The following is a 24,746-nucleotide window of genomic DNA, read 5'->3' as shown; positions in this document are numbered from 1 at the left end:
GTCGTGGCGTTCCGGAAGGTAGAAGGGGAGGGCTGGAAAATCACCAGCCCATCGTTCCGGGACCGCCCTTGAACGGTCCGACGATGCCGGGCGTGATCCAGCCGCCGTAGAAGGTTCCGGGCTGCGGCGTCGCCTGGGCCGCGCCGACGAAGCAGGCATCCATCGGGCCGGCGTAGAACGCGACATAGCCGGCGATCGCGCGGAAATCCGGGGTTGGATTCGGGTAGGCCCAGGCGGCCCCGGGGACGAGACGGTCGCCGCCCCGCACGTCGAACAGTACCGCCTGGCCCTTCCACTCGCAGATCCCGCCGCGCCGCGGATTCACGAGCGTTTCCTCCGCGATGTCGGCGGGCGGCAGGTAGTAGGTCGGCGGGTGCGAGGTCTCGAGCACCCGGAAGCCGGAGACGGTCTCGGCGATCGTATCGCCGCCCAGCACCACGCGCAGTCGCTCCCGGACGGGCTCCAGCCGCGGCGGCCGCGGATAGTCCCAGACGCTCTCCTCGCCGGGCCTCACCGGATCCGGAACGGGCCGGAAGGGCGATCCTCTCATGGGAAACCTCGTGACGTGCCTGTGGGGATACAGATAGGGCGGCGCGGCCGGCGTTTGTCGTCGGCCTCGCCCGTGCTAGCCCGTCGCCGACACTCGAGCCCGGGATCGCCCGCGATGGACATCGCCCTCTTCCTCGACTTCGACGGCACGCTCACCGAGATCGCGCCGCGGCCGGACGCCGTGCAGGTCGAGCCCGGGCTGGTGGAGGATCTGGAGCGGCTCCGGGCGCGCCTCGACGGGGCGCTGGCGATTGTGACCGGCCGGCCGGTGACGGTGATCGACGGCTTTCTGACGCCGTCCCGCCTGGACGCGGCCGGCCTTCACGGCGTCGAGCGCCGGGTCGGCGGTGCGATCACGGGGGGCCAGATGGAGGATCACCCGGATCTGCGCCGGCAGGTCGCGCGTCTCCAGGCCGAGACCGCGGCGCTGGCGCGGGTCCTGATCGAAGACAAGGGCGCGTCGGTGGCGGTGCATTGGCGCCTCGCGGATCCCGACGATGCCGCTCGGGCCGAAACGCTCGTGAAGGACGCGGCGGACGCGCTCGGCCTCGCGTACCGCCTGCAACTCGGCAAGGCGGTCGGCGAGATCGTCCCGGCGCAGGCGACGAAGGCGCACGCGATCCGCGCCTTCATGGCGGAGGCGCCCTATGCCGGCCGGACACCTGTCTTCTTCGGGGACGACCGCACCGACGAGATTGCCTTCGCGTCGATCAACGAGGATGGCGGCATCGCGGTACGCGTGGGCGAGGGCGAGACCGTCGCCCGCCGCCGCCTGCCCGACCCCGCCGCCGTCCGCGCGCTGCTGCGCGACTGGGCCGCCGGGGGGGCGATCGATCCCGACGCGCTTCCGCGGGCTTGAGCCGTCTCGCCAGTCGGCCCGCGGCCCGGGCCGTCGTCCTGCGCGCCGATCATGGGGAGCCGCGATGTCGAACCGTTCCGTCGACGGCTGGCCGCGGATGCTGCTGCGGCTCGAGGGCGCCTGCATCCTGGCCGGCGCCGTGTCGGCCTATGGCTGGCTCGGGCAATCGTGGTGGATCTTCGCCGCGCTGCTGTTCGTCCCCGACGTGAGCATGCTGGGCTACGCGGCCGGCCCGGTGGCCGGTGCCGTGCTTTACAACCTTGCTCACTTCCTGGCCCTGCCGCTGGTCGGCCTGTGTCTGGCGGCTGGCCTCGGCCACCCCGATCTCGTGGGATTGGCCCTGATCTGGCTCGCCCATATCGGCCTCGATCGTGCGCTGGGCTATGGTCTCAAATACGCGAGCGGATTTGGCGATACGCATCTTGGCGTCATCGGCCGGCCTCGTGACACCACGATCGCGCCGCATTGAGAGGCGGCCGGTGCCGAATGGGACTTGCCCGCGCCGGGGCGCGGGGCCGATGTAGCGCCGAAGCCGCGTCGGGTGCGGATCCCGTCGGCGGCGGGACAGGTAGCAGGGGCTTGTTGCGATGTTCGAGTTTCCGGTTCTGGTCGGCGACATCGGCGGCACGAACGCGCGGTTCGGCCTGATCGAGACGGCCGGCCAACAGCCCCGCCTGCTTTCCCACGAGGCCACCGCCGACCATCCCGATCCGTCGAGCGCCATCAGGGCGTCGCTGGCGAAGGGGGGCGGGCCTTCGCCGCGCTCGGCCATCCTGGCGATCGCCGGCCGGGTCGACGGGCCGGAGATCCAGCTGACGAACGCGCATTGGAAGATCGCCGGCCAGCGCATCGCGGCGGATTTCGATCTCTCCGCCGCGGTGGTGGTCAACGACTATGTCCCGGTGGCGGCCGGTGCCGCCGATATCGAGCCCCACGACCTCACGCCCGTGGGGCCCTGTCCGCCCGTGCCCGGCGGCGCGCGGGTTGTGCTGGGCCCCGGAACGGGCTTCGGCGCGGCGGCGCTGGTGCCCTACGCGTCGCATCTCGCCATCGTGTCCACCGAGGCCGGCCACACCGATCTCGGCCCGGTCGACGCGTTCGAGGAGAAGGTCTGGCGCGTCTTGGAGCGGGTCGAGGACCGCATCACCGTGGAGACGGTGCTGTCGGGTCCGGGGCTGTCACGGCTGCACGCGGCGGTCGCCCATGTCCGGACCGGGCAGCCGCACGGGAAGATCGAGCCGGCCGCCGTCACCGAAGCGGGGCTCAACGCCACCGATCCGCATGCCGCCGAGACGCTCGAGCTTTTCGGCCGGGTGCTCGGCCGAGTCTGCGGGGATCTCGCGCTGACCTTCCTGGCGACCAGCGGCGTCTATATCGGCGGCGGCATCGCGCCCCGGATCCTCAAGGTGCTCGCGGAAAGCGGCTTCCGCGCCGCCTTCGAGAAGAAGGCGCCCTTCGCCGCCATGATGCGCCAGATCCCGACCAGCGTGATCACCGTCCACGATCCGGCCTTCCGGGGTCTGGCGGCCCTGGCGAACGAGGGCGCCAAGTTCGTCTACCACGGGCAGGTCTGGCGCAAGCAGGCGTGACGGACGGGCGCCGTCACCGCCAACGGGGCGAGGCGACCGGCGACGGCGCCCCGTCAATGGACGGGGCGCCGCCCGGACGGCAGCGCCCCGGTCGCGGCGGCGACGGCCCGTGAAGGCCGGCGCTCAGGCCGCCGCCAGCGGCTTCGAGACCTCCTCCAGGGACTTGCCCTCCGCGGCCGTGCCCCAGATCCCGCCGACGATTGCCGCGATCAGCATCAGCACCGCGCCGAGGCCGTAGCCGAACAGGACCCAGTCCCGCGAGCCGGTCTCCACCAGGCTGCCGAACAGGAGCGGCCCCGACACGCCGCCGATGCCGGTGCCGACCGCGTAGAAGGCCGCGATGGCGAGCGCCCGGATCTCCAGCGGGAAGGTCTCGGAGACCGTGAGATAGGCCGAGCTCGCCGCCGCCGAGGCGAAGAAGAACACCACCATCCAGGCCCCGGTCTGGCCGACCGGCCCGAGCACGTCGAGGCGGAACAGCAGGCCGACGCCGGCCAGCAGCAGCGCCGAGATGCCGTAGGTGAAGGCGATCATCTTGCGCCGTCCGATCGTGTCGAACAGCCGCCCGAGCAGCAGCGGGCCCAGGAAGGAGCCGAGCGCGAAGGGCAGCAGGTACCAGCCGACATGGTTGCCGGGCACCTGATAGAAGCGTTCCAGCACCAGCGCGTAGGTGAAGAACAGGGCGTTGTAGAAGAAGGCCTGGGCGATCATCAGCGCGAGGCCGACCATGGTCTCCTTGCGGCTCGTCACGAACAAAGCCTTGAACACCTCCGAAAGGGGGGTGTGGTCGCGGGTGCGGACCTTCATGCGCTTGCTTTCGTCCACCGGCGGCAGGGTCACGCCCTCGTCGGTGAAGCGCTTCTCGATGCCGGTGACCACCCGGTCGGCTTCCGCCGCGTAGCCGTGGGTCGCGAGCCAGCGCGGGCTCTCGGGGATCCAGGTGCGCAGGAGCAGGATCACGAGGCCGATGGCGCCGCCGGTGAAGAAGGCGACGCGCCAGCCCCAGGCCGGGTCGATCACCTCGGGCTTCAGGAGCACGATCGACATGAACGAGCCCAGCGCCGCGCCGATCCAGAACGAGCCGTTGATGACGAGGTTGGTCCAGCCGCGGACCCGGGCCGGGACAAGCTCCTGGATGGTCGAGTTGATCGCCGTGTACTCGCCGCCGATCCCGGCCCCCGTGAGGAAGCGGAAGAAGCAGAAGCTCCAGATGTTCCACGACAGGCCGGTGGCCGCCGTGGCGACGAGGTAGAGGGCCAGCGTGATGAAGAACAGCTTCTTGCGGCCGATCCGGTCCGTGAGCCAGCCGAAGCCGATGGCACCGGTCACGGCGCCCACGAGGTAGCAGGAGGCGGCCAGCCCGACGTCGAACTCGGAGAAGGACATCGGCGGCTGGCGCAGGGCGCCCACCAGGGAGCCGGCGAGGGTGACCTCGAGCCCGTCCAGCACCCAGGTGATGCCCAGGGCCACGATGACGAGCACGTGGAAGCGGCCCCAGGGCAGCCGGTCCAGACGCGCCGAGATGTCGGTATCGATCACGCGGCCGATCTCCGCGCGCTCCGGCGTCCCGGATCCCCCCTCGACCTTGCTCGCCATGTCCGCGTGTCCTCCCGTCTCAAGCGTTTACTGTGCCTGGACAGTGCGCATTTACCGCGACTGTAGGCAGGTGTTGGGAACGGGTTGGAAATCGATTCGGTTCGATTTCGTCTTCACATGCGCGGCGCAGAACAGGGAGGTCCACGCGGTGCCTTTCCCATGCCCTCCTGTCCTGCCCTTTCCCGCCGCCCCCGGGCTCGGCTCGTCCTGCTGACCGTCCTGACCCTCGCGGGGCTCGCCACCGTCCCCACCGAGGGGGCGGACCGGCATCTCGAACGGCCCAAGCCGCGCGTCGCCCTGCAGGCGGCCGAGCGCTGGCGGCTGCGGCCGACGGAGCCCGTGGTGACGGTGACCGGCAGCGTCCGCAGGCGGCCCGAGACCGCGATCCCCGAGGATCGCCGGAACGTCCGCCTCGTCTACCCGGCGCTGGTCGAGGCGCGCTGACCGCACCTGCGGTCGATCCTTCGCCCACTCCATCTCGACGATCCGGATCCCGTCAGGCACAGCGCCTGCTTCGTCCGCATGTGGACGGGTTCGTCGGGACGGTGCGGAGGCGCGGATGGCGGAGGCAATCGCCCTGGTCGGGTGCAAGGGGCCGGGCCAGGAGGCGGAGTATCTGCGGATCCTGTCGGCGGCCATGCCGGAGGAGCGGCTGATCCCGTTCCGGACGATGGATGATGCGGCTCGGGCGGCGGCGCGGGTCGCCGTCGTGGCCAATCCCGATCCGGCCGAGGTGGCGGCGCTCCCGGGACTCGTCTGGGTGCAGAGCCTCTGGGCCGGAGTCGAGAAGCTGGTCGGCGCCTTCGACCGGCCGCTGCCGATCGTCCGCCTGGTCGACCGGGAAATGGCCCGCACCATGGCCGAGGCCGTGCTGGCCTGGACCTATTATCTCCAGCGCGACATGCCGGCTTATGCCCGCCAGCAGCGGGATCGGGTCTGGCGCCCGCACGCCTACCGCAAGCCGTCCGACACCACGGTGGGACTGCTCGGCCTCGGGGCGCTCGGCACCGCGGCGGCGGAGCGGCTCACCGGCGCGGGCTTCCGTGTCGTCGGATGGAGCCGCAGCCCGAAGGCCGTGCCGGGCCTCGAGACGTTTCACGGCACCGACAGCCTCCCGGCGATGCTCGGCCGGTGCGACATCCTCGTCTGCCTCGTGCCGCTGACGCCCGAGACGCGGGGCCTGGTGGATGCCCGACGCCTCGCGGCCCTGAAGCCGGGCGCCGCGCTGATCAATTTCGCCCGCGGGCCGATCGTCGTCACCGAGGATCTGATCGCCGCCCTGGATTCCGGCCACCTCGCGCATGCGGTGCTCGACGTCTTCGGGGTCGAACCCCTGCCGGCGGACTCCCCGCTGTGGTCACATCCCGGGGTGACGGTGCTGCCGCACATTTCGGGGCCCACCGACTTGGACTCGGCCGCCGCCACGGTGGCGGAGAACCTGCGGGCCTATCGCCGGACCGGTCAGGTGCCGGACGGGGTCGACGCGGCTCGGGGTTATTAGGCCGCGCGTCGCGGCCGCTTCGCCCCGTCGTCCCGGGACCGCGCAGCGGTGCCCGGGATCCTGACACGCCGACGCGCCAGGATCCTGCTCCGGCGGCGGCTCCGGATCGCCCGACTCCGGCGTGCCTCTCCCGGTCCGAGCCCGCCCTGCGGCGCCCGGAATGACGGCGCAGGTGGACGGGCGCGCCGCGTGACCTTTGCCCTTCGGATTCGCGGGGACGACGCGTGGCCTCACAGCGTCGGGAATGTCGCCGCGAGGTGGTCGATCAGCACCCGCACGGCCGGCGGCAGCCCGCGCCGGGTCGTGAAGACGAGGTGCACGATCCCAGGCTGCCCCTGCCACTCCGGATAGACGGGAACAAGCCGGCCCGCCGCGATGGCGTCGGTGCAGGCATGGTCGGGCAGGAACGCGACCCCGAGGCCGGCGGCCGCCGCGTCGCAGAGCGCGGCGAAGTCGCCGCAGGTCAGGCGCGGCTCGTGACGCAGGGTGAAAACCCGGCCATCCGCCCGCTCCAGCCGCCAATCCGCCTCGCCCGGATCGTCGCGGGTCCCGAGGGTCGGGGCCGCGCCGAGGCTGGCGATATCGGGGCCCAGGCCGCGCGCGACTTCCGGTGCGGACACCAGGATCCAGCGCGAGAGCCCGAGCGAGCGCATGGTCAGCGACGCGTCGCTGGTCAGATCCCGCCGGACCCGCAGGGCCACATCGATCCGCTCCTCGATCAGGTCGACGGGCCGGTCAGTCGCCACCAGCTGCAGCCTGACCTTCGGATGCCGGGAGAGGAACACGCGCACGATCGCGCCGACGATATCGATGAGGCCCGTCGGGCAGCTCATGCGGATCCGCCCGTGCGGCTCGGTCTGCGCCTCCGCGACCAGAGCCTCGGCCCGTTCGGCCTCCAGCATCATCGCCCTGCAGCGCTCGTAGAAGCCCTGGCCGACCTCGGTCACGCGGAAGCGTCGGCTCGACCGCTCGATCAGGCGGACGCCCAGGCGCGTCTCCAGGGCCGCGACCCGGCGGCTGAGCTTCGATTTGGGCTGGTGCAGCGCCCGGCCCGCCGCGGCGAAGCCGCCATGCGCCACCACCTCGGCGAAGTAGACGTAGTCGTTCAGGTCGGCGCGGCTCATCGTTCCTCCAGGGGAACGCTGAGTGCCATATCTGGCGACTACCGGCATCATCGTTCCGTCGGCATCTCTCCAACCAGCGGCGCACACGAAGCCGAATGATGGAGAACGACGATGGCCGGCAGGTTTCAGGACAAGGTTGTGGTTGTAACGGGCGGGACCAGCGGCATCGGGCTCGCCGCCGCCCAGGCCTTCGTGGACGAGGGGGCCGCGGTGTTCATCACCGGCCGCCGCCAGGAGGCCCTCGACGCAGCGGTGAAGCAGATCGGCGGCCGGATCACCGGCGTACGCGGCGACATGGCGAACCTCGCCGACATCGACCGCCTCTATGATGCCGTCCAGCAGAAGCACGCGCAGATCGACGTGGTCTTCGCCAATGCCGGCGGCGGCACCTTCGCGCCGCTGGGGGCGATCACCGAGGAGCACTACCAGAGCATCTTCGACACCAACGTGAAGGGCGTGCTCTTCACCGTCCAGAAGGCGCTGCCGCTGCTGCGGGACGGGGCGGCGATCGTGCTCACCGGATCGACAACGGGCAGCGCGGGCACGCCGGCCTTCAGCGTCTACTCGGCCACCAAGGCGGCGGTGCGCAACTTCGCCCGGAACTGGATCCTCGACCTGAAGGACCGGCGCATCCGGGTGAATACGATCAGCCCCGGCGTCACCGAGACTGCGGGCCTCGACGCGCTGTTCGGCGGCGGCGATCAGGCGGCGGCCACCAAGGATTACCTCGCCGGCCAGATCCCGGCCGGGCGCGTCGGCCGGCCCGAGGAGATCGCCCAGGCGGTGCTGTTCCTCGCCTCCGACGCGGCGAGCTTCGTCAACGGTATCGAGCTCTTCGCCGATGGCGGGCAGGTCCAGATCTGAGGATCCGGCGCCGGCCGGGACGCGACACCCCGTCCCGGCCGACGGGATGAACCCTGGCTTTATCCGGGGGTTGATGGCCCGGCCGTCCGGATCCGCATCTCCGCGGGCGGGGGCCTGGAAGGACGCTCGGATTTCATGGGTTGGCCGCGCCGCATCTTGATCACCGCCGGACTCGTGACCGTCGCGGCGGGTGTCACGCTGAGCGTGGGCCGCTTCAGCTACGCGCCGATGCCCGACCGGGCGGACCTGCTCAACCCGGACCGCTACCCGATCCAGACCGCCTTCGACGTGCTGGGACGGCGCATCTCGCGTGCGGAAGCGGACCGGCTCAACGGGACCGAGGCCGGACGGAAGGACCTCGCGCCGGGGAACGGCGCGGTCGCCATCGATCCTGCCATGGTCGAGCGCGGGCGGCAGGCCTTCTACCAGGAGACGTTCGGGAACGAGGTCTTCCTCACCGACGTCATGGGCATGCTCGACGGCGGGCTCACACCAACCGCGGTCGCCCTGGCGGTGGCGAAGCTCGGCGGTCAGGGAACCACGAACCTCCAGGTCGCCATGGCCAAGGACGTGCGCATCGGCGACCGCGTCTACCGGGCCGGCGAGCTGGTCCCGACCGGGCTCGACGTGCCGAGGGGCGGGGCCTTCATCATCGGGATCAAGACCTTCTCCGACCGCGGCCACCTGCGCATGGGCATCACCTGCGCCCTGTGCCACGCGGCGGTCGATCCCGGCACCGGCAAGGTCGTGGAGGGCGCGCCCAATACCGACCTCAATGCCGGGCTGCTGATGGCGCTCGCGAAGAACTCGTCGGCCTACTTCATGCACGCCAGCGTGCCGGAGGCCGATGCCCGGCCTTCCGCCGACCCGCAGCATACCGGCGCGACCGGGACGGGGCCGGCGCTGCCGGACGCCGCTTCCGTCGAGGCGGCCACGAAGGTGCAGGTGGCGAGCTGGCCGCCGGGCAGCTTCGACTCCTCCGCCGACCGGGTCACCAACCCGACCTCGATCCCGTCGAGCTTCTCCGCCCACGGCGAGCCCTACAGCTGGAGCGGCCGCGAGGCGATCGGGCCCTTCGCGGGCCTGTCCTCGCTGAACAACAACGTCCACGCGGCCAATTCCGACACGACCCAGCTCGCCGCCGCCGCGCCCTGGCTGTTCGGCATGGATCCCGAGACGTATCTCGGCATCGTGCTGCGCGGCGCGGCCACGGAGGCGTTCCGCTTCAAGCCGGAGGTTGGCCGGAGCCCGTCCGAGGTGCTGCGCAGCGTCGATCCGACCCCGGCCTCGCCAGGCCTGAACAGCTACGCGGTCCTGCCGACCTATCCGGCGACCAATTACGTCACCGACAACGGCCTGTTCACCTCGGTGCCCGGGGAGCCGGTCAACCACGCCAACAACGCCATGTCGGCGTTCCAGAACCTGCTGCACCCGCCCGCCGCCGGACAGGATCCCGAAACGGTGCGCGCCGGCCGCGCGGTGTTCGAGAAGGCCGGCTGCGGGACCTGCCATGCCGGGCCGGCGCTCACCAACCACCGGATCGTCCCGGAGGCCGAGATCGGCACCGAGCCGACCCGGGCCCGGGCGGGCGCCAAGATGGAGGCGCGCCTGTCGCCGCCGACGATGTTCGCCACCGACACGCCGTTCCCGGTCCCGGCCGATCCGGTGATCGTCCCGGTGCCGCTCGCGGGCGACGCGCTGGCGCAGGTGCAGCTCGCCTGGGGGCAGGGGGGCACGGAGGGGGGCTACAAGGTGCCGAACCTCGTGGGCCTCGCCTGGACGGCGCCGTACCTGCACGATTCCGGCGTGGCGGTCGGGCCCGATGCCGAGGGCCAGCTCGGCGTCCCGGGCACGCTCTACAGGGGCGTCGCCCCCGATCCCGCCAACAGCCTGCGCGCCCTGGTGGACCGGGATCTCCGGGCCAAGGTGATCGCCGCCAACGCCGCCTCGGATACGGCGCGGATCGCCCGCGTCACCGGCAAGGGGCATGCCTTCTGGGCGGATGCCGGTTCGGGCGTCTCGCCCGAGGATCAGCGGGCGCTGATCGCCTATCTGCTGTCGGTCGATCGTCTGACCGAGCCGGCCGCGACGCCCTGATCCGGGCGGTGCCACCGGTGGTCCGGGTCACTGCATCGGGGAGCCCTCGCCGCCCCGCCGCATGGCCGGGCGCAGCGCATCCCGCGCGGTTCAGATGACCGCCTCGATCAGGCCCCGCCGCTTGGCCTCCTCGGCCTCGAGGTACCAGTTCGACGGTGCCTTCTCGAGCACTTCGTCGAGGGTCACGTCCGAGCCCTGGATCAGGTTCGAAAACCCCTCGTTCTGGATCGCGATCGAGCACTGGATCTCATTGAGCGTCGCCGTCACGGAGGCGATGCAGGTGGTGAGCGGCCCCTCGATCTGGAGCTGCTTGTTCATCTTGCGCTCGTGGATCATCAGCCGCGTGCCGCAGGTCAGGTATCGGTTCGGCCGGGCGAAGAAGCTCATGAAGGTGGTGCCGGCCGAGTAGATCGCCGCCTTGCCGAGGAAGACGAACCGCCGGTCCGGGTCCATGGCGCTGTTGAAGCGGATGTCCTCGCCCATCATCCGGGCCACCTCCGGATCGCCGCCGAGCGTCGTGAGCTCGACGACGACGATCTCGCGGTCGGCCGCCGCCCCGAGCTGGCGGCGGAAGTCGCGGTACATGTCGTAGTCCACCGCGCCCGACAGCAGGACGGCGGGGGCCCGGAACGCGGTGGGGCCGAGGGGCGTCGTGTCCATGGTTCTCCTGATCGAATGACCGGCGTTCAGCGTGCCGGGTCGGGGGGACCCTCGCCCTTGCCCACGAAGGGGATGCCCGCGATCGGGCATTCCTCCGTGCCGACGCTCTGACGGGTAATGGCCCGCACCGCGTCGCGGGTTCCGTCGGGATCCTCGATCCAGCGCCGGTAGAAGTCGTAGGGGCATTCCGACATCCCGTGCCGGTTCTCCTTCGAGTTGATCATGCCCGTGTAGCCGCGGTGCAGGAGCTTGAAGAGGTGGTTCTCCGACTGGCCGTGGGCGCGGAAATCCCGGATCAGGAACTTCGACAGGGCCGCGTACTGGATGCCCATCTCCTCCTCGCCGCACTCGCCGAGGGTTCGGCCGTCGAAGCCGATGATCGCCGAGTGGCCGAAATAGGTGTAGACGCCGTCGAACCCGGCGGCATTGGCCACCGCCACGTAGGTGTTGTTGGCGAAGGCCATCGCCTTCGAGATGACGATCTGCTGCTCTTTCGCCGGGTACATGTAGCCCTGGCAGCGGATGATCAGCTCGGCGCCCCGCATGGCGCAGTCGCGCCAGATCTCCGGGTAGTTGCCGTCGTCGCAGATGATCAGGCTGATCTTCAGCCCCTTCGGCCCGTCCGACACGTAGGTGCGGTCGCCCGGATACCAGCCCTCGATCGGCGTCCAGGGCATGATCTTGCGGTACTTCTGGACGATCTCGCCCTGGTCGTTCATCAGGATCAGGGTGTTGTAGGGCGCCTTGTTGGGGTGCTCCTCGTGGCGCTCGCCGGTGAGCGAGAACACGCCCCAGACCTTGGCCTCCCGGCAGGCGGCGGCGAACACCTCGGTCTCGGCGCCCGGGACCGTGGAGGCGGTCTCGTACATCTCGGCGGCGTCGTACATGATGCCGTGGGTCGAGTATTCGGGGAAGATCACGAGGTCGAGGCCGGGCAGGCCGCTCTTCATGCCGACGATCATCTTGCCGATCGCCTTGGCGTTCTCCAGCACCTCCGCGCGGGTGTGCAGGCGCGGCATCTTGTAGTTCACGACGGCGACGCCGACGCTGTCCTGGCTGGACGAGATGTCTCCGTGCATCATGGCGTGATGTCCTCCTGAGGATTGTTGCGCCGAGGCGCGCCGCGACCCTCCCCCCTCTGCGGGGGAGGGTACCCTGCGCAGCAGGGGGGGGGGGGAGAGGGGCAGCGCGACGCGGCAGGATCGCGCGTCCGTCGCGACAAATCCGGATGCGGCGCTCCTCTCTCCCGACCCTCGCTGACGCGAGGGCCACCCTCCCCCGCAGAGGGGGGAGGGCTATGCGCGCCCGACTTAGTGGCTGATCATCCAGGGCCGCGCCTTCGGGAAGCTCTTGGCGGCGGCCGGGGCCGCGGCGGTCTTCTTCGGCGAGCAGCAGCCGCAGCCGGCCCCGTGGCTCCCGGAGCGACGGGGCGCGTGGCGGCTGCGCTCGTTGGTGGCGTGGGCGGCCCGCAGCCCCGCATCCATGCCGGCGATGCGCGGCGCGGTGAGAAAGGCGCGCTGGCTCGAGCTGCCGCAGTCCGGGCAGGCATGCGGATCGCGGAACTCGGCCATCGGCCGCATCACCGTGAAGGGCCCGCAGGCCTCGCAGGCGTAGTCGTAGACGGGCATGGCGACGCTTTCAGAAAGGCTGCCGGATCAGACCACTGTCGGGCGAAACGCGGGTTCCCTCTCCCGTGCGGGAGAGGGACAGGGTGAGGGATGCGACCTCTCCGGAAAGACCGGGTCCCTCACCCCAACCCTCTCCCGCACGGGAGAGGGGGCAGGTCGCGTCCGATGAAACCGGGCGCGACACGCAGCAGACGGCCTGATCACAGATCCGGCGAGAGCGGCATCTGGATCGAGCCGTCGAGGAATTGGGTCGGTCCGTCGGCGCCCGGGTTGATGTCGAACTCGAAGATCTTGGTCGGTATCCAGAGCGTCGCGCAGGCGTTCGGGATGTCGACCACGCCCGAAATGTGCCCCTGGACCGGCGCCGTGCCGAGGATCGAGTAGGCCTGGGCGCCCGAATAGCCGAACTTCTTGAGGTACTCGATCGCGTTCAGGCAGGCCTGCCGGTAGGCGATGTGGACGTCGAGATAGTGCTGGCCGCCGCTCTCGTCGACCGAGATGCCCTCGAAGATCAGGTGATCGTCGTATTTCGGCGTGATCGGCGACGGCTTGAAGATCGGGTTCTTGATCCCGTACTTCGCCATGCCGTCCTTGATCAGCTCGACCTTGAGATGGACCCAGCCGGCCATCTCGATGGCGCCGCAGAAGGTGATCTCGCCGTCGCCCTGGCTGAAGTGCAGGTCGCCCATCGAGAGGCCGGCGCCGGGAACGTAGACCGGGAAGTAGATCTTCGAGCCGCGCGACAGGTCCTTGATGTCGCAATTGCCGCCGTGCTCGCGGGGCGGGACCGTGCGGGCGCCCGTGGCGGCAGCCTTGTCCTTCGCGTCGCCCTTCAGGCGGCCCATATGGGCGGTCGGCCCGAAGGGGAGGGTGGCCAGCGCCGGCACGCGCTCCGGATCGGTGTCGTAGAGCGCCTTCTCGCGGGTGTTCCAGGTCTCCAGCATCTTCGGATCGGGCAGGCAGCCGATCAGGCCGGGATGGATCAGGCCCGGGAAGCGCACGCCCGGCACGTGGCGGGACTTGGTGAACATGCCCTCGAAGTCCCAGATCGACTTCTGGGCCTGCGGGAAGTGCTCGGTGAGGAAGCCGCCGCCGTTCTTCTTCGAGAAGAAGCCGTTGAAGCCCCACTGGCTCTCGGGCTTGGCGCCGATATCGAGGAGATCGACCACCAGGAGGTCGCCGGGCTCGGCGCCCTCGACGCCGATCGGACCCGAGAGGAAGTGGACGATCGACAGGTCGATGTCGCGCACGTCGTCGGCGGAATCGTTGTTCTTGATGAAGCCGCCGGTCCAGTCGTAGGTCTCGACGATGAAGTCGGCGCCCGGCTTCACATAGGCGACCATCGGGATGTCCGGGTGCCAGCGGTTGTGCACCATGTCGTTGTCGTAGGCCGATTGCGTGAGATCGACCTTGATCAGCGTCTCGGGCATGTTCTGTCTCCAGCTCCCTAGAACCTTGGGGCGGACCCCATCCGCGCGCCGGTGCGCGAATCTCACCCGCTCGCGAGCAGCTCGTTCAGCGCGTCGTCGAGGACCTTGATGTCGTCCGGGCTGGTGCCGGGCCCGCCCGCGAAATGGCCCCACCACGTGTCGATCACGCGCAGCTCCGCGTTCGGCATGGCAGCCGCCTCGATGGCGTTGTCCTCGGGCGGGAAATACAGATCCGTGGAGGCGGGCATCAGGATCGCCTTGGCGCGGATGGCGCCGAGCGCGGCCTTGAAGTCGCCCTTGAAGGTGTCGTTGGCGCTGATGTCGCCGTGCTGCCACGTCCACAGCATGGCGAGCAGGTTGTTGGCGTCGCGTTCGTAGAACAGGCCTTCCCAGAACCCGATCAGGAAGTCCTCCAGCGAGGCGTAGCCCATGTGGGTGATGTCGGCCTCGAGCCGGTAGAAGGTCTGCGACAGGCCCCAGCCGGCATAGACCCGGCCGAAGGCGCGCAGCCCCCGCGTCGGCGGGCTCGTGTACCAGCCCTCCGCCCAGGCGGCGTCGGCCTGGAGCGCCGCCTTGGCGCCCTCCAGGAAGACGTAGTTGTGCCGCGAGCACTTGGCCGAGCCCTGAAACGGCAGGATCTTCGGCACCATGTCGGGGTACATCGACGCCCAGTGGTAGGTCTGGAGCGCGCCCATCGACCAGCCGGTGACCAGAACCAACTTCTCGATGCCGAAATGCTCGGTGACGAGGCGGTGCTGGGCGCGGACGTTGTCGTAGGCGGTGACGTTGGGGAAGCGCGGCCCGTTCCAGGGCGCGGGCGTGTTGCTCGGCGAGGACGAGAGCCCGTTGCCGAACATGTTCGGGATGATGATGAAGTACTTGTCCGGGTCGAGCGCCTTGCCGGGGCCGATCAGCCATTCGTTCTCGGTGTGCTGGCCCGAGTACCAGGTCGGGTAGACGATGGCGTTGTCCTTGGCGGGGCTCAGGGTCCCGAAGGTCTTGTAGGCGAGCTTGGCCGCGCGCAGCGTCTTGCCGCACTGAAGGACGAAGTCGCCGAGTTCAAAGATCTCGTAATCGGCCATTCCGCGCTCCTCAGACCGACAGGAACCGGGCGACGGCGGCCTCGTCGATGCCGTCGCGCGGGGCCTCGTGGACGATGGCGCCGTTCTCCAGCACGATCACCCGGTCGGCCACGTCCAGGGCGAAGCTCAGGACCTGCTCGGACACGACGATGGACAGGCCGCGCGCGTCGCGGATCTTCTTCAGGGTCCGGCCCATCTCCCGGATGATCGAGGGCTGGATGCCCTCGGTGGGCTCGTCCAGAAGCAGGACCTTCGGGCGGCTCGCGAGCGCCCGGGCGATGGCGAGCTGCTGCTGTTGCCCGCCCGACAGGTTGCCGCCGCGCCTTCCCTTCATCTCCAGGAGCACCGGGAACATGTCGTAGAGGTCCTGCGGCACCTTGCGGGTGCCGGTGACCGTGAGCCCGGTCTCGATGTTCTCCTGGACCGTCATGGTCGAGAAGATCATCCGGCCCTGCGGCACGTAGGCGAGGCCCTTGGCGACCCGGGCATGGCTCTTGAGGGCACCGACATCCGCCCCCTCGACCCGGATCGACCCGGCCTTGACGGGAACGAGCCCCATCAGGGTCTTCATCAGGGTGGTCTTGCCCATGCCGTTGCGGCCCATCACGGCGACGATCTCGCCGGGGGCTACCGAGAAGGTGAGCCCGTGCAGGACCTCGCTCTGGCCGTAGGCGGCGTGCAGGTCCTCGACGGCGAGCGCCGGCGTGGCGGATGGGATCGTGGCGAGCGGGGGCGCCTGGACGGGGGCCGAGTGCGCGGTCTGGAGCGACGCCATCGTCAATGTCCCAAATACACTTCGATGACCTTCGGGTCGTTCTTGACCCGGTCCATCGACCCTTCGGAGAGCACCTTGCCCTGGTGCAGGACGGTCACCCGGTGGGCGATGTCCTCGACAAACTTCATGTCGTGCTCGATCACCAGCACCGAGCGGCCCTTGATGATCTGGTTGAGCAGCTCCGCGGTCTTGATCCGCTCGCCGACGCTCATCCCGGCCACCGGCTCATCGAGCATCAGCAGCTCCGGGTCCTGGATCAGCAGCATGCCGATCTCCAGCCACTGCTTCTGGCCGTGGCTCAGGAACTCGGCCCGCTCCTTGAGCTGGTCCTTCAGGAAGATCGTCTCGGCGATGGCGTGGATGCGGTCGCGGACCTCCGCGTCCCGCTTGAACGTGAGGGCGCCGAACACCGAGCGGCCGCGGGGGAACGAAATCTCCAGGTTCTCGAACACCGTCAGGTCGTCGTAGATCGACGGCGTCTGGAACTTGCGGCCGACGCCGGCCTGCACGATCGCGCTCTCGGAGAGCTTGGTGAGTTCCTGGCCCTTGTACTTGATCGAGCCGGCGCTGGCCTTGGTGCGCCCGCAGATCAGGTCGAGCACCGTGGTCTTGCCGGCCCCGTTCGGGCCGATGATCACCCGGATCTCGTCGGGATCGACGTAGAACGACACGTCGTTCACCGCCTTGAACCCGTCGAACGAGACGGTGAGCGCCTCGACGGCGAGGAGGTAGTCGGGCGGGGCCGCCTCGGCGCCGACCACGGGGGAGGGGAGGATCGCGGCGTTCATGGCGTGCTCACTCGGCCGGGGCGCCGTGGGGCGGGACGATGGCGGGTTCGGGCGCCTGCAGGCTCTTGGCGCGGCGGGTGAGGCGCGGCTCGATATGCTCGCGCCAGATCCCCGCGAGGCCGTTCGGGAAGGCCAGCACCACCGCGATGAACAGGGCGCCGAGGCCGAACAGCCAGAGGTCCGGGAAGCTCTCTGAGAAGCTGGTCTTGGCCCAGTTGACCAGCAGCGTGCCCCAGACGGCGCCGAACAGGGACAGGCGCCCGCCGACCGCGGCGTAGATCACCATCTCGATGGAGGGGACGATGCCCACGAAGGAGGGCGACATGAACCCGACCTGCAGGGTGAACATCGCGCCGCCGATCGCCGCCAGCCCGGCGGCGAAGCAAAAGGCGAAGACCTTGAACCCCGCCACCGAGTAGCCGGAGAAGCGGACCCGGTCCTCCTTGTCGCGCATGGCGACGAGGATGCGGCCGAGCTTTGATTTCTTCACGTATTGCGCCGCCAGGATGCAGGCGATCAGCAGGCCGCCATTGACGAAGTACAGGATGAATTTCGCCGAGTCGGTGCGGATGTCCCAGCCGTGGAGGGTGCGCAGATCGGTGATGCCGTTGATGCCGCCGGTATAGCCCTGCTGGCCGACGATCAGGATCGTCAGGATCGCCGCGATGGCCTGGGTGATGATGGCGAAATAGGTGCCGCCGACCCGGCGCTTGAACATCGCGAAGGAGATCAGCATCGCGAACAGGACCGGCACGGCGACCGCCAGCACGATGGTGAGCGGCAGGCTCTTGAACGGCTGCCAGAACCAGGGGAGCGCGGTGATCTGGTTCCAGTCCATGAAGTCCGGGATGCCGGGTGTGGACTGGATCTTGGTGTTCTCGATGCTCGAAGCCTCCAGCTTCAAGTACATCGCCATGCCGTAGCCGCCGAGGCCGAAGAACACGCCCTGGCCGAGCGACAGGATCCCCGCATAGCCCCAGCAGATCACCAGCCCGAGGGCCACGAACGCGTAGGTGAGGTATTTGCCGACGAGGTTGAGGCGGAAGCCGTCGAGCATCAGCGGCAGGACGACCAGGATCACCCCGGCCAGGAGGAAGAGGCTCAGCCACTCCACCGGCTTCATGAACGGGTTGTCGTTGACGGTGACGGATTTGGTGAGGGTCTGGACCGGGTTCGTCATCGGGAAAACATCCTCAGCGCCGGACCTTGAGGGTGAAGAGGCCCTGGGGCCTCAGCATCAGGATGCCGACCACCGCGAGCAGGGTGATCACCTTGGCCATCGAGCCGGAGAGGAAGAACTCCAGGGTCGACTGCGTCTGCGAGATCGAGAAGGCCGACGCGATGGTGCCCACGAGGCTCGCGGCGCCGCCGAACACGACGATCAGGAAGGTGTCGACGATGTAGAGCTGGCCGGAGGTCGGCCCGGTGGAGCCGATCATCGTGAAGGCCGAGCCGGCGATCCCCGCGATCCCGCAGCCGAGGCCGAACGTGTAGCGGTCGACCTTTTCGGTATCGATGCCGACCGCCCCCGCCATGGCGCGGTTCGACATCACGGCGCGGACCTGCTGGCCGAAGCGCGAGCGGAAGATCAGCAGCGCGACGCAGACGGTGATCAGGATGGTCACGGCCATGACGAACAGGCCGTTGATCGGGATCTCGATCGTGTCGGTGACCTGCACCGAGCCGATCAGCCAGGACGGCAGCTCGACGCCGACCTCGCGGGCACCGAAGATCGACCGGTAGGCCTGCTGGAGGATCAGCGAGAGGCCCCATGTGGCGAGGAGCGTATCGAGGGGACGCTTGTAGAGGAACCGGATCAGGCCCCATTCCACCAGCATGCCCAGTGCCCCGGAGGCGAGGAACGCCAGGCCCATGGCGATGAAGAAGTAGATCGGGAAGAGCGCCGGCAGGTAGGACTGGCAGAAGGTCGAGCAGAGATAGGTGACGTAGGCGCCGAGGATCATGAACTCCCCGTGCGCCATGTTGATCACGCCCATCTGGCCGAAGATGATCGCGAGCCCCAGCGCCATCAGCAGGTAGACGGAGAACAGGATCAGGCCGGCGAAGCCCTGCATGGCGAAGATCGCGCCGAGGTCGCCGAGGGAATAGTCGCCGAGCATGTCTTGGTCTTCCGCTGCAGATCGGGGCGGAGGGCGAGCGTCCTCCGAGCGGATTGTTCGGTGCCGGTTCTGAAGTCCGAGACGGACTCCCTCTCCCGTTCGGGAGAGGGTTGGGGTGAGGGATGTGCCTTCTCCGGAAGGACCTGGTTCCTCACCCTGTCCCTCTCCCACACGGGAGAGGGGACACGCGTTCCATCCGGTGAGCGGCGGCGCGGACTGTGTGCGGGCCTGGGGCTATTGGTAGCCCTTCGGGAACGGATCGGGCTTGATCAGCTCGGGACTGGTGTAGACGATCTCGAATTGGCCATCGGTCTTGGCCTTGCCGACCCGCGTCTTCGACCAGAGGTGATGGTTCTCGTCGATCTTGACGTAGCCTTCCGGCGCGCCCTTGAACTCGATGCCCGGCGAGGCCGCCACCACCTTGTCGACGTCGAAGGAGCCGGCCTTCTCGCAGGCCATCTTCCACAGGAACGGGCCGAGATAGGCCGCCTGCGTCACGTCGCCGATGACGGTCTTCTCGCCCCACATCTTCTTGAAGGCGGCGACGAACGCCTTGTTGTTCTCGTTGTCGATCGACTGGAAGTATTTCATGCAGGCATAGGCCCCGGCGATGTTCTCGCCGCCGATGCCGTCGATCTCGTCCTCGGTGACCGAGATCGTCATCAGCACCTGCTTCGACAGGTCGATGCCCGCCGCCTTGAGCTGCTTGTAGAACGCCACGTTCGAGCCGCCGACCACGTCGGCGAAGATCACCTTCGGCTTGGTGAGCTTGATCTTGTTGATGACCGAATTGAACTGCGTGTGGCCGAGGGGGAAGTACTCCTCGCCGACGACCTTGCCCTTGAGCACGTTCTCGACGTGCTTGCGGGCGATCTTGTTGGAGGTGCGCGGCCAGATGTAATCGGAGCCGATGAAGTAGAAGCTGTCGCCGCCCTTCTCCTTGTGCACCCAGTCGAGGCCGGCGAGGATCTGCTGCGTGGCCTCCTGGCCGGTGTAGAAGACGTTCTTCGACTGCTCCAGGCCCTCGTAGAAGGTCGGGTAGTACAGGAGCCCGTTATACTGCTCGAAGACCGGCAGCACCGCCTTGCGCGAGGCCGAGGTCCAGCAGCCCATCACGGCGGCGCAATGGTCGTTGACGAGGAGCTTCTTGGCCTTCTCGGCGAAGGTCGGCCAGTCGGAGGCGCCGTCCTCCTGGATGATCTTGATCTTGCGGCCGAGCACGCCGCCGGCATCGTTGATCTGCTGGATCGCGAGTTTTTCCGCTTCCTGGGCGCCGGTCTCGGAGATCGCCATCGTGCCGGTGATCGAGTGCAGGATGCCGACCGTCACCTCGGTGTCGGTCACCGCGAGGCCGGTGGTGTTCACCGCTGCGGTCGGCGGCGCCGCCCAGGCATTCCGCGGCATCAGCGCCAGCGCCGGGGCGCCGGCCAGTCCCATGAGCAGCCTGCGCCGCAGCGGGGAGCGCAAGCCGTGATCGGCGCCGGTCTCGGTGTCGTCTGCCATGTGCCTGACCCTGTTCGCGTCCGGGGCCTTGAGAGGCGGCCGCGGATCGACGAGCGCAGGCTAGGTCCTGGGTTGCGGTGCGGCCTATACGCGATTTTGCGTATGGCCGTACTTTTGCATGCGGTGCACCATCGCCGCGGAATACTTTGAGGTTGGGGTGACGGGGAGCGCGAAGAGCGTGAGCACCGTTCGGGTGCTCGATGTTTCGCGCGCGCCCGCGCCCGTTGGCGTCGCATGCGCCGCGCCGGCCATGGGCGGCGGCCGGGTCGTCGGGTCTCCGGCACCATGAGCGGGCCGCAGCGCATCATCCCGATCCGCCGGGACTACAACCGCTTCGTCGCCGACGAGACCCTGGAGGATTACGCCCTCCGCTTCACCGCCAAGAAGGCGCGGCGCTGGTCCAGTCTGGAAGTGGCGCAGACCGCGCTCGGGTCGATATCGTTCCTGGCGCTCGAGGCGATCGGCGGGACGCTGGCGCTGACGGCCGGGCTCCCCAACACGGTGGCGGCCGTCCTGGTCGTCGGCCTGATCATCTTCGCCACGGCGGCACCGATCACGGTCTACGCCGCCCGTCACGGCGTCGACATGGATCTCCTCACCCGCGGCGCCGGGTTCGGCTATCTCGGCTCGACCGTCACGTCGCTGATCTACGCGAGCTTCACGTTCCTGTTCTTCGCCATCGAGGCGGCGATCATGGCGCTGGCGCTGCAGCTCTGCTTCGGGCTGCCGCTGGGCGTCGGCTACCTGCTCTGCGCCGGGGCGGTGATCCCGCTCGTCGTCTACGGGATCCGTCTGATCAGCCGGTTCCAGATCTGGACGCAGCCGATCTGGATCGGGCTGAGCCTGCTCCCGCTGATCTTCGTGGCGGCACAGGGCGCGGGGCCGCTGCGCGCGCTCACCGTCTTCCCGGGCCTCGACGGCGGCGGCGCCAACTTCGATCTCGCCCGATTCGGGCTCGCCACGGGCGTCCTGCTGGCGCTGCTGGCGCAGGTCGGCGAGCAGGTCGACTTCCTCCGCTTCGTGCCGGAGCCGGCAGGTCCGCGCGACCGCCGCTGGTGGCTGGCGGTCCTGGCGGGCGGCGCGGGCTGGATCCTGCCCGGCATGCTGAAGATCCTGCTCGGCGCCGCCCTCGCGGTCCTGGCCCTGGGGCACGGCGTCCCGCCCGAGCATGCCGCCGAGCCGACCCGCATGTACGCGGTGGCCTTCGGCTACCTCACGGGGGAGGGCAGCCGGGCAGCACTGCTGCTCACCGGGCTGTTCGTCATCGTGTCGCAGCTCAAGATCAACCTCACCAACGCCTATGCCGGCTCGATCGCGTGGTCGAACTTCTTCTCCCGGCTGACCCACAGCCATCCGGGACGGGTGGTCTGGCTCGTGTTCAACGTCGCCATCGCGGTGCTCCTGATGGAGCTCGGTATCGACAAGACCATCGAGAGCACGCTGCCGCTCTACGGAGCCGTGGTCTCGGCCTGGGTCGGGGCGCTCGCCGCGGATCTCGCGGTGAACAAGCCGCTGGGCCTCTCGCCTCCGGGGATCGAGTTCAAGCGCGCCCATCTCTACGCCGTGAACCCGGTGGGGACCGGCGCCATGGCGCTGGCGCTGGCGGCCGGCGGCGCGGCCTATCTCGGCTGGCTCGGCCCGATCCTGCAGCCCTTCGCGCCGCTGCTCACCCTCGCCGTCGCCTTCGGCGCCGCGCCGGCGATCGCCTGGGCGACGGGGGGACGCTGGTATCTCGCCCGGACGCCCAAGCAGGATTGGGGCACCGCCGAGGTCACCTGCCGGGTCTGCGAGTTGCCCTTCGAGGGCGAGGACATGGCCCATTGCCCGGCCTACGACGCGCCGATCTGCTCGCTCTGCTGCTCGCTCGACGCCCGCTGCGGCGACCTGTGCAAGCCGCACGGAAGGCTGGAGGTGCAGGCGCAAGCCGTAGCCGCCCGGATCCTGCCGGGCCGGACGGCAGCCTGGATCGGCGCGCCGCTCGGCCGCTACCTCGCGGTGATGCTGACGCTCTGCGCGGTGATCGGCCTGATCCTCGGCATCGTGCATGCGGGCGCGACGATTGCCCACCCGGAGAATCGCGAGTTCCTGCGCACGGCGCTGACCAGCGTGTTCTTCACCCTGGTGGTGATCCTCGGCGTGGTGGCGTGGCTGTTCGTGCTCGCCCAGGAGAGCCGGCGCGTCGCCCAGGCCGAGACGATGCGCCAGACCGCGCTCTACCAGGCGGAGATCGCCGCCCATAAGATCACCGACGCCAAGCTGCAGGAGGCCAAGGAGCGGGCCGAGGCCGCCAACCAGGCCAAAAGCCGCTACGTGGTCGGGATCAGCCACGAGCTGCGCACGCCGCTCTCCACGGTGCTCGGCTACGCGCAGCTCCTGGAATCGGATCCGGCGATCCCGGCGCACCGCCTCAACGGCCTCCGGGTGATCCGCCGCAGCGCCCAGCACCTGTCCGGGCTGATCGACGGCCTCCTCGACATCTCGCGCATGGAGGCCGGACGCCTTCAGATTCACCGCGACGAGGTGCGCCTCGCCGATTTTCTCGACCAGCTGGTCGACATGGTTCGGCTCCAGGCGCGCGAGGCGGGGCTGGAGTTCCGCTTTTCGCGGCCGGAGATCCTGCCGGCCGTGGTCGCCACCGACGAGAAGCGGCTGCGCCAAGTGCTGCTCAACCTTTTGTCGAACGCCATCAAGTTCACGGAAACCGGCACCGTCTCGCTGGACCTGAGCTACCGGAGCCAGATCGCGATCTTCACGATCCGCGACACCGGTCCCGGCATCCCGGAGGCGGATCTCGCGCGGATCTTCGAGCCGTTCGAGCGCGGCTCGACACCGGCCGCCCGCAGCACGCCGGGGACCGGGCTCGGGCTCACCATCGCCAACCTGCTGGCCCAATTGCTGGGCGGCGAGATTACCGTGACGGCGGCGCCGGGCGGCGGCACGCAGGCGCGTCTGCGGCTGATGCTGGCCTCCGTGGCCCAGCCGGCACCGATTGTCCCGCCCGCGCCGGCGGCGGCCCCGGAGCGGGTCTATGCGGGCGCGCGACGCACCGTCCTGGTCGCCGACGACGACAGCGCTCACCGCGCGCTGATGCGGGCGATCCTGGAGCCGCAGGGCATCTCCGTCCTGGAGGCCGGCTCGGGGCCGGAGTGCCTGGCCATCGTCGCGCGGGGCGGGGTCGACCTGATCCTGCTCGACATCGCGATGCCCGGGATGACCGGCTGGGCGGCGGCCGCGGCCCTGCGGCAGGCCGGACATACCGGCCCCATCGCCATGATGTCCGCCAATGTCCACGAGATCAGCCCGGTTCGCGGCGACGACGCGCCCCACGACGCCATCTTCGCCAAGCCCTTCGACCTGCGCGACGTGATGGAGCGGATCGGCAAGCTCCTGCACCTCGAATGGACCGAGAGCCCCGCGCCGACGCAGCCCGAGCCTGTTCCGGCCTTCGCGGACGGGCCGGGGCCCGGGCCCGAGCATATCGGCGAGCTCCTGCGCCTCGGCCGGATCGGGCATATCCGGGCCATCGAGGCCAAGCTGATCCAGATGGAGGAGGACGCGACCGTGCCGCCCGCTTTCGTCGCCCGGATGCGCGGGCTGGTCGAAGGGTACGACCTGCGCCGCTACCTCTCGGTCCTGCAGGAGCTCGCCCGTCATGGCTGAGGCGCCGAAGCTCCAGCCGAACCGGGACATCGTCCTGGTGATCGATGATTCGCCCGACACGCTGAGCTTCCTCACCGAGGCGATCGAGCGCTCCGGGGCCACCGTGCTGGTCGCGGTCGGCGGCGACCTCGCCCTGGCCCTCGTGGATGAGATCACGCCCGACGTGATCCTGCTCGACGCGGTGATGCCGGGGCTCGACGGCTTCGAGACCTGCCGGCGGCTCAAGGCCAAGCCGCATCTCGCCGGCGTGCCGGTGATCTTCATGACCGGCTTGAGCGAGACCGAGCACATCGTGAAGGGCCTCTCCGCCGGCGGCATCGACTACGTCACGAAGCCCATCGCGCCGGACGAGATCCTGGCCCGGATCCGCGTGCACCTCGCGAGCGCCCGCGCCGCGCAGAGCGCCCGGGCTGCCCTCGACACGGCCGGGCGGACCCTGTTCGCCGTCTCGGAGGACGGGCATGTGCTGTGGTCGACGCCTCAGGCCGGCCGGCTGCTGGCCGGGCTCGGCGCCGATCGCTCCGGCGCCGTCGAACTGCCCGCCAAGGCGCGCGACTGGCTGCGCGGATGCCTCGCCGGCGCCGCGCAGCCCCTGACGCTGACCGATCGCGACGGCCTCGCCTACGCCCTGAGCTTCATCGGCCGCACGCCGGACGAGATCCTGCTCCGCCTGTCGCGGGACGCGCTCTCGGCGGGGGTCGAGCGGCTCCGGGCGCGCCTCCCGGTCACCGGCCGCGAGGCGGAGGTTCTGCTCTGGCTGTCCCGCGGCAAGTCGAGCCGCGACATCGGCGAGATCCTCGGGCTCAGCCACCGGACCGTGACCAAGCACCTCGAGGGCATCTACGCCAAGCTCGGCGTGGAGAACCGCACGGCGGCCTCGATCATCGCCGCACGCCATCTGGAGGGGTGAGCCGAAGGCCG

At 69.6% G+C, this 24,746-nt stretch carries 22 protein-coding genes; 9 read left to right on the top strand and 13 right to left on the bottom strand.

Annotated features, from left to right (window positions below; all coding sequences use genetic code 11):
• Positions 1-40: 40 nt before the first annotated feature.
• Positions 41-550, bottom strand: coding sequence for a DUF427 domain-containing protein (locus tag BM396_RS14350; RefSeq protein ID WP_043386995.1), 510 nt, complete (start codon positions 548-550; stop codon positions 41-43).
• 114 nt (positions 551-664) lie between these two features.
• Here BM396_RS14350 and otsB point away from each other — a divergent pair, with 114 nt between their 5' ends.
• From otsB to BM396_RS14335, 3 genes are all read left to right on the top strand, one after another.
• On the top strand, positions 665-1,408 hold the full coding sequence (gene otsB, locus BM396_RS14345; protein WP_043349341.1) for a trehalose-phosphatase: 744 nt from the start codon (positions 665-667) through the stop codon (positions 1,406-1,408).
• Positions 1,409-1,472: 64 nt separating this feature from the next.
• The gene (locus tag BM396_RS14340; protein WP_043386997.1) at positions 1,473-1,877 is read left to right on the top strand and encodes a DUF4260 domain-containing protein; all 405 of its coding nucleotides are present in this window, start codon (positions 1,473-1,475) and stop codon (positions 1,875-1,877) included.
• A gap of 118 nt (positions 1,878-1,995) precedes the next feature.
• Positions 1,996-2,997 (top strand): glucokinase, encoded by a 1,002-nt coding sequence (locus BM396_RS14335; protein WP_043386999.1) that lies wholly within the window; start codon positions 1,996-1,998, stop codon positions 2,995-2,997.
• Between the two features lie 123 nt (positions 2,998-3,120).
• Here the strand turns inward: BM396_RS14335 and BM396_RS14330 are convergent, their stop codons facing one another.
• The gene (locus BM396_RS14330; RefSeq protein WP_043349334.1) at positions 3,121-4,593 is read right to left on the bottom strand and encodes an MFS transporter; all 1,473 of its coding nucleotides are present in this window, start codon (positions 4,591-4,593) and stop codon (positions 3,121-3,123) included.
• Between the two features lie 159 nt (positions 4,594-4,752).
• On the opposite strand from BM396_RS14330, the gene BM396_RS14325 reads away from it, so the two are divergent.
• Both BM396_RS14325 and BM396_RS14320 read left to right on the top strand, forming a co-directional pair.
• Positions 4,753-5,037, top strand: coding sequence for a hypothetical protein (locus tag BM396_RS14325; protein WP_244538874.1), 285 nt, complete (start codon positions 4,753-4,755; stop codon positions 5,035-5,037).
• Between the two features lie 115 nt (positions 5,038-5,152).
• Positions 5,153-6,094, top strand: a complete 942-nt coding sequence (locus tag BM396_RS14320) for a 2-hydroxyacid dehydrogenase (protein ID WP_043387000.1) — start codon at positions 5,153-5,155, stop codon at positions 6,092-6,094.
• A 230-nt stretch (positions 6,095-6,324) separates the two neighbouring features.
• Here BM396_RS14320 and BM396_RS14315 read toward each other — a convergent pair whose 3' ends face one another.
• Positions 6,325-7,218, bottom strand: a complete 894-nt coding sequence (locus BM396_RS14315; protein ID WP_043387001.1) for a LysR substrate-binding domain-containing protein — start codon at positions 7,216-7,218, stop codon at positions 6,325-6,327.
• A gap of 111 nt (positions 7,219-7,329) precedes the next feature.
• On the opposite strand from BM396_RS14315, the gene BM396_RS14310 reads away from it, so the two are divergent.
• Both BM396_RS14310 and BM396_RS14305 read left to right on the top strand, forming a co-directional pair.
• A complete protein-coding gene (locus BM396_RS14310; protein WP_043387002.1) occupies positions 7,330-8,082 on the top strand; it encodes an SDR family NAD(P)-dependent oxidoreductase in 753 nt (250 codons plus the stop codon).
• 135 nt (positions 8,083-8,217) lie between these two features.
• A complete protein-coding gene (locus BM396_RS14305) occupies positions 8,218-10,179 on the top strand; it encodes a hypothetical protein (RefSeq protein ID WP_043387003.1) in 1,962 nt (653 codons plus the stop codon).
• 90 nt (positions 10,180-10,269) lie between these two features.
• On the opposite strand, the gene BM396_RS14300 is transcribed toward BM396_RS14305, so the two are convergent.
• From BM396_RS14300 to urtA, 10 genes are all read right to left on the bottom strand, one after another.
• Positions 10,270-10,839, bottom strand: coding sequence for a ClpP family protease (locus tag BM396_RS14300; protein ID WP_043349319.1), 570 nt, complete (start codon positions 10,837-10,839; stop codon positions 10,270-10,272).
• Between the two features lie 26 nt (positions 10,840-10,865).
• Positions 10,866-11,921, bottom strand: coding sequence for an aliphatic amidase (locus tag BM396_RS14295; RefSeq protein WP_043387004.1), 1,056 nt, complete (start codon positions 11,919-11,921; stop codon positions 10,866-10,868).
• A 228-nt stretch (positions 11,922-12,149) separates the two neighbouring features.
• Positions 12,150-12,467: an FmdB family zinc ribbon protein gene (locus tag BM396_RS14285; protein ID WP_043381790.1), complete on the bottom strand. Its 318-nt coding sequence runs from the start codon at positions 12,465-12,467 to the stop codon at positions 12,150-12,152.
• A gap of 200 nt (positions 12,468-12,667) precedes the next feature.
• Positions 12,668-13,897 (bottom strand): formamidase, encoded by a 1,230-nt coding sequence (fmdA, locus tag BM396_RS14280; RefSeq protein WP_043353434.1) that lies wholly within the window; start codon positions 13,895-13,897, stop codon positions 12,668-12,670.
• A gap of 62 nt (positions 13,898-13,959) precedes the next feature.
• Positions 13,960-14,979, bottom strand: a complete 1,020-nt coding sequence (locus BM396_RS14275; RefSeq protein ID WP_043381787.1) for an alpha/beta fold hydrolase — start codon at positions 14,977-14,979, stop codon at positions 13,960-13,962.
• Between the two features lie 10 nt (positions 14,980-14,989).
• Positions 14,990-15,754 carry an urea ABC transporter ATP-binding subunit UrtE gene (gene urtE, locus BM396_RS14270; RefSeq protein ID WP_043381786.1) on the bottom strand — a complete coding sequence of 255 codons (765 nt, stop codon included), beginning with the start codon at positions 15,752-15,754 and terminating at the stop codon, positions 14,990-14,992.
• A gap of 2 nt (positions 15,755-15,756) precedes the next feature.
• Positions 15,757-16,542 (bottom strand): urea ABC transporter ATP-binding protein UrtD, encoded by a 786-nt coding sequence (gene urtD, locus BM396_RS14265; protein WP_043353438.1) that lies wholly within the window; start codon positions 16,540-16,542, stop codon positions 15,757-15,759.
• 7 nt (positions 16,543-16,549) lie between these two features.
• Positions 16,550-17,722, bottom strand: a complete 1,173-nt coding sequence (gene urtC / locus BM396_RS14260; protein ID WP_043353440.1) for an urea ABC transporter permease subunit UrtC — start codon at positions 17,720-17,722, stop codon at positions 16,550-16,552.
• Positions 17,723-17,735: 13 nt separating this feature from the next.
• The gene (urtB, locus tag BM396_RS14255; protein ID WP_043381783.1) at positions 17,736-18,662 is read right to left on the bottom strand and encodes an urea ABC transporter permease subunit UrtB; all 927 of its coding nucleotides are present in this window, start codon (positions 18,660-18,662) and stop codon (positions 17,736-17,738) included.
• Positions 18,663-18,896: 234 nt separating this feature from the next.
• Positions 18,897-20,165, bottom strand: coding sequence for an urea ABC transporter substrate-binding protein (gene urtA / locus BM396_RS14250; RefSeq protein WP_043381780.1), 1,269 nt, complete (start codon positions 20,163-20,165; stop codon positions 18,897-18,899).
• Between the two features lie 285 nt (positions 20,166-20,450).
• On the opposite strand from urtA, the gene BM396_RS14245 reads away from it, so the two are divergent.
• Positions 20,451-23,825 (top strand): hybrid sensor histidine kinase/response regulator, encoded by a 3,375-nt coding sequence (locus BM396_RS14245; protein WP_043381821.1) that lies wholly within the window; start codon positions 20,451-20,453, stop codon positions 23,823-23,825.
• Positions 23,818-24,735, top strand: a complete 918-nt coding sequence (locus tag BM396_RS14240; protein WP_043381778.1) for a response regulator transcription factor — start codon at positions 23,818-23,820, stop codon at positions 24,733-24,735. The genes BM396_RS14245 and BM396_RS14240 overlap by 8 nt, the downstream gene beginning before the upstream one ends.
• Positions 24,736-24,746: the final 11 nt, after the last annotated feature.

The organism is Methylobacterium sp. UNCCL125, from assembly GCF_900116795.1.
Taxonomy (GTDB): Bacteria; Pseudomonadota; Alphaproteobacteria; order Rhizobiales; family Beijerinckiaceae; genus Methylobacterium; species Methylobacterium fujisawaense.
The sequence above is the reverse complement of the archived record's forward strand: the minus strand, read 5'-3'. Positions and strand labels throughout refer to the sequence as shown.